Source organism: Anabaena sp. CS-542/02, assembly GCF_028331085.1.
GTDB classification, from domain to species: domain Bacteria; phylum Cyanobacteriota; class Cyanobacteriia; order Cyanobacteriales; family Nostocaceae; genus Anabaenopsis; species Anabaenopsis arnoldii.
Window position 1 is genome coordinate 1 of sequence record NZ_JAQMTM010000129.1, and the last position, 5,499, is coordinate 5,499.

The following is a 5,499-nucleotide window of genomic DNA, read 5'->3' on the forward strand; positions in this document are numbered from 1 at the left end:
GGACAATGGTCTTTTAAGGGGCTATTTTTCTTACTAAAAATACAGACTTTGTACTGTTTTTCTCCCTTGTCACCTTGTCCACCTTGTCCACCAAGTCTTGTCCTTGTAAGAGGAGGGGACTGGATTTTATTGTTTTTTGTGTGGTGGGTGAGCGAAGTCGATAGCGATAGCGTGGCGTTAGCCATACCGTGTTCGGTGTGTTCTCCATTCCCTGTTCCCTGTTCCCTGTTCCCTGTTCCCTAAGATAAAAATTACCTGTTGAAAACTTATCAAACATCCTCTTAGAGTGATGCTTTACGTCGGGTTTTTAGGAAGTGCATAACGGTACTATCAACTTCCTTATCCTTTACCATTTTGGTTCCAGCCTGTCAGCCCGATTTGGCTGGTTTTGTATAACGACGCTTCAGACACATCTTCGTTAAGTACTCATGGGTACTTTGCTCGACGTGTATCAAGTTCGGCTCCTAGTAAAAATGCCTTTTCTCCCTGCTTTACCGATTGATGGCTAGTCCCTACCGTAAGGGAGATGCTGTCACCCTTGCACCTAGGGGGAGGGATTTACACCCTCATGAAACACACAGTTATAAGAATCTGGTTTTATCCAGTCTTACCCCTCATCCTGTGAGCATTTCTGCTCCCGATCGAGAGAACGAATCGCACTACCTAGATACATTTATATATCAAACAGCGATGCCCAGATATGAAAAAAAATCATACCTGTGAGAAATTACAACTAACGTTATTTATTTGAGGCTATATATAACTGATGTAGTACAAAAAAATACACAATCGCTGGAAAAAAAGGAACAGTTAGGAGAAAGAAGTTATATTTCAGAGGGAACATGAATGATTTCCTTATAAAAACTCCTTGAAAGGAAGTATAACCCTAAATATTCCTTAATATAGCTATGATTGATACTTATTTAATTTTTATTAATCCAGTCGTGTCCTCAGATACACTCAAGGGCTATTTAGTAAATTAAAATACACTACTACGCACAAGAACTAAAAAAAGATTAAACTGTTGTCTAAAATACCTGATACAAGGTACTTTTAGCTTATACAGCAGCTCAGTCTATAGGGCAATCGCCATAGTCATCTAACTGGCTTTGTAAGCAACAAAGAAGAAGATACAGATGTTTATTGAGTCTTGTGGACACATCAAATAGAGTATTGTTAGCTCAACTCTGAAGATTTCATAACAATTTATTTATATTTGTTTAACTTTTAGCCGATAGATAAGAGTCAAATTTTTATATACTAAGTAAATACTTGTGGGTAATCCATAGACTTAAAAATGTCTTTAGTGTAAACTTTATCAGCGATGGAAAGAATCACTATCAATGCTAAACAAGGTTATTTACACACACAGTCAAAAGAATTGGCAACATTGAGTATAGACAGCAATAAATACATAAACAATACCGAAAATTAAACTTGGAGCTTTACCAAACTATGCAGCCGATTCGCACATTTAATGTTTCCCCTTCCTTACCTTTGCGGCTCGAACCCCTGAGGCGACTAGCATATAACTTGCATTGGGATTGGAACGTTGAGAGTAAAGATTTATTTCGTCGATTAGACCCCGATCTGTGGGAATCTAGCCATCATAACCCCGTATTAATGCTGGGTACCATCAATCAAGGGCGGCTCTTGGAAGTTGTGGAGGATGAAGGCTTCCTAGCACAAATGGATCGGGCGGCTCGTCAGTTAGAAGATTATTTACAAGAGCGTACTTGGTATCAGAAACAGCGTAGCTCAAAGCCAAAAGAATGCTATGCCTATTTTTCGGCTGAATTCGGTCTGGTAGATTGTTTACCGGTTTATTCTGGCGGTTTGGGTGTTCTAGCGGGGGATCACCTCAAATCTGCCAGTGACTTGGGTTTACCTCTTGTGGGTGTGGGGTTGTTGTATCAGCAAGGATACTTTGCTCAATACCTGAATGCGGATGGTTGGCAACAAGAGCGCTACCCCATCAACGATTTCTATAATATGCCCTTGCATCTAGAGCGTAATCCAGATGGTTCAGAACTAAGGATTGCGGTGGATTATCCAGGGCGCAAGGTCTACGCGAGAGTGTGGCGTGTACAGGTGGGAATGGTACCACTGTATATGCTAGACACGAACATTGAACCCAATAACCCTTACGACCACGACATCACAGACCAGCTATATGGTGGTGATATTGATATGCGGATTCACCAGGAAATTATGCTGGGGATCGGTGGTGTACAGATGCTCAAAGCACTGGGTTACAATGTCACCGCCTACCACATGAATGAAGGCCATGCAGCATTCTCTGCTTTAGAACGGATCCGGATCTTAATTCAGGAAGAAGGATTAAGTTATGCCGAGTCCCGACAAGTGGTAGCTTCGAGTAATATATTTACTACCCACACACCAGTACCAGCTGGGATAGATTTGTTTGCTCCTGATAAGATTTTGTATTACCTGGGGTATTATGCAGAAATCTTTGGTTTGCCTAAAGAGCAATTTTTAGGACTGGGACGTGAAAATACAGGTGATTTATCGGCACCTTTCAGTATGGCGGTGTTGGCCTTGAAGATGGCGACATTTTCTAACGGTGTGGCACAGTTGCATGGTGTGGTGTCACGGCAGATGTTTAAGGGTTTGTGGCAAAAAGTCCCTGTGGAAGAAGTACCAATTGCAGCAATTACTAACGGTGTTCATGCCCGTAGTTGTGTAGCCAAATCAACTCAAGAGTTGTATGATCGCTACTTAGGTCCTAACTGGTCATCAGCAGCACCAGATAGCCCATTGTGGGAACGGATGGATGCGATCCCCGATGAGGAATTGTGGCGCAATCACGAACGCTGTCGCTTAGACATGGTTTTATATGTCCGAGAACACTTGGTGAAGCATTTGCGCGATCGCGGCGCGGCGGCTGCAGAAATTAACCAAGCTCAGGAAGTTCTCGATCCCAACGTTTTAACCATTGGCTTTGCTCGACGTTTTGCTACCTACAAACGTGCGACCCTGTGGATGCGCGATTTAGACAGAATAAAGCAGATTTTACAGGGGAACAAACATCGCAAGCTACAATTTGTGATCGCTGGTAAGGCTCACCCCAAAGATATCCCCGGAAAAGAACTAATCCGCGACATTAATCACTTTATCCGTGAACAACACTTGGAAAAACAAGTAGTGTTTGTTCCTAATTACGACATTCATATTGCTCGGTTGATGGTAGCTGGTTGTGATGTGTGGTTAAACACGCCACGCCGTCCACGGGAAGCCTCCGGTACTAGCGGTATGAAAGCCGCCATGAATGGATTGCTGAATTTAAGTGTTCTGGATGGCTGGTGGGATGAAGCTGATTATGTCCGCACTGGTTGGTCAATTGGACATGGCGAGAATTATGATGATCCTAATTATCAAGATGAGGTAGAAGCTAATGCCCTCTACGAATTACTAGAGAAGGAAGTGATACCTCTGTTCTACGAGTATCACGATGTGGATGGCTTACCCCGTGCGTGGATTGCTAAAATGAAAGATGCAATTCGCTTGAATTGTCCTTTCTTTAATACAGCCCGGATGGTGGGAGAATATGCTCAACGGGCTTATTTTCCAGCTAGCGATCGCTATCATATTCTCACTGTGGATAATTACGCCCCAGCTAAAGAATTAGCTAGTTGGAAATCAAAACTCCGAGACCACTGGTTCAACATCAGAATCAAAGATATTGATGTATCTGAAGATACGGATATTGAGGTAAATCAAACCGTTGCTGTGAAAGCTAAGGTTGACTTGGCCACCTTGACTAATGATGATGTGCGCGTGGAGTTATACCAGGGTAGCATTGATGCTAATGGTGAAATTATGAATGCAGTGCCTGTAGTCATGGATTACCAAGGACAGGATGCAACAGGGTTGAGTGTTTACACAGCTAACATTACTTATACTGTCTCTGGTTTGCAAGGCTTGTCTTTGCGTGTGTTACCCCACCACCAACATCTATCTAGTCCCTATGAGCCAAGATTGATTGCTTGGGCAGAATAAGCTCAAGGATGAGGGAGTAGGGGTTTCAATATTCCCCGCTCCCCACATTTGTGGGGATGACAATATAACCTGTTGTGCGATCGCCCAACACTAAGTTATGTTTTTCACCCCAATACCACCAGTACGCTGCTACATAAGCACAAATTACACTATCTAGTTTGTCTTCAGCTGCTTTAAGTGCAGCACCTGTGGTGGGGATTTGGGAAAATGAACCACCCAAGGGTACAGGGATCAGAGAAGGTTCTCTGGTGGGTAAAATATCAATAATGTAATTGTAAAGTTTAATTAATTCTAAGCGGCGCTCACTGATGCGTCCTTTTTTATATTTCAGGATGCGTTCTAGGTTAAATAAGTTAACTATTGCGGGATGGGGAAAAACTTCTATTTGATATCTCCCCGCTCTTCGGGGTTCAATTGTGGGTGCATGGACAAATCCACGAGACTCTAATTCTAAACCAAAATTTACAGTACGTTCTGCAAAGGGTAAATTTTGATTAGCTGGGTAACATCCGGCGTGATATTTGCCAAAGTATTTATGTGTGAGTTTATCGGGGAGACGACTCCCTACAGCATTGGGTATTAATGTGGGCGCATCTACCGCAATAATCGCTGGTTCTTGTGGTTCCACAGTTTTATCTACCCAAGTGAGGATATCTGGGATCAATTCTAGGCGGTCTAAGTCGATTATTTGCAGTTTTCCTGCTATCAATTCCAAGCAGCACAAGCCACTTGGTTGGGATTTCCAGCCTAAATCAATGCCGATAAATTTCATTGTGTTAGATGTGAAAAATGCGCTTTAAAATAGTAATTTTATTTTCATTTTACTATATTAAAAAATATCTAATGGGTATTATTATACTCAGAAGTGTTGAATGTTAAGAAAGAGGTGATAAAAATAGCCCAAAATATGGTAAGTTTTGGGCGAAGGATTAAAATGAATTAATTTATCATGATTATAAATTCATTTCCCAAGATTGTCAAATACATCCTCAGCCCGTTGCCAAAAAATGATTATCCAGTTTTGAACAGCCGTCTTTATGTTGAGTGTTGGTTGTCTTATGCCTTGGATAATAGCTTAACAAGTATGCGGGACTTATTTAAAAGATTAAACAATACTGGAATTGACGTAAGTATTTCAACATTTTCCAACGCTAACACACATAGAAACCGAGAAATATTCCAAAAGATTTATCATCAATTGAATCAATTAATCCAGAAAAAAGTCCAGAAAAAATTACATGACAAATACGCAATTTGTCCAATTGATTCAACAGTAATTACATTAACGAGCAAGTTGCTATAAAACCAATTTTTTTTAAAGCTCTTGAGATTGTGCGGGCGCTAATTTCTTCAGGCCAAAGTGAGGCCATCTCTACTTGAGTTTTATCGCCGTGTAAGGAAGCGAACTCACGAAATTTTTCCCAATCGGTAATTTTGTGACCATTCCCAGGACGCCGATTAGGCAAGGCTTGGAAGTCC

At 41.5% G+C, this 5,499-nt stretch carries 3 protein-coding genes and 2 pseudogenes; 2 read left to right on the top strand and 3 right to left on the bottom strand.

Annotated elements, in window-relative coordinates:
- Positions 1 to 185: hypothetical protein (locus PN447_RS14120; protein WP_271763671.1), on the bottom strand; the 185-nt coding region annotated here is incomplete at its 3' end.
- Positions 186 to 1,455: 1,270 nt separating this feature from the next.
- Between PN447_RS14120 and glgP the strand changes: the two genes are divergently transcribed.
- Positions 1,456 to 4,020, top strand: a complete 2,565-nt coding sequence (gene glgP, locus PN447_RS14125) for an alpha-glucan family phosphorylase (RefSeq protein ID WP_271763673.1) — start codon at positions 1,456 to 1,458, stop codon at positions 4,018 to 4,020.
- A gap of 25 nt (positions 4,021 to 4,045) precedes the next feature.
- Here the strand turns inward: glgP and PN447_RS14130 are convergent, their stop codons facing one another.
- Positions 4,046 to 4,792, bottom strand: coding sequence for a DUF429 domain-containing protein (locus PN447_RS14130; protein ID WP_271763672.1), 747 nt, complete (start codon positions 4,790 to 4,792; stop codon positions 4,046 to 4,048).
- A 177-nt stretch (positions 4,793 to 4,969) separates the two neighbouring features.
- Here PN447_RS14130 and PN447_RS14135 point away from each other — a divergent pair.
- A pseudogene (locus PN447_RS14135) lies at positions 4,970 to 5,320 on the top strand (IS4 family transposase); the annotation flags it as partial.
- A 1-nt stretch (position 5,321) separates the two neighbouring features.
- On the opposite strand, the pseudogene PN447_RS14140 reads toward PN447_RS14135, so the two are convergent.
- A pseudogene (locus PN447_RS14140) lies at positions 5,322 to 5,499 on the bottom strand (IS630 family transposase); the annotation flags it as partial.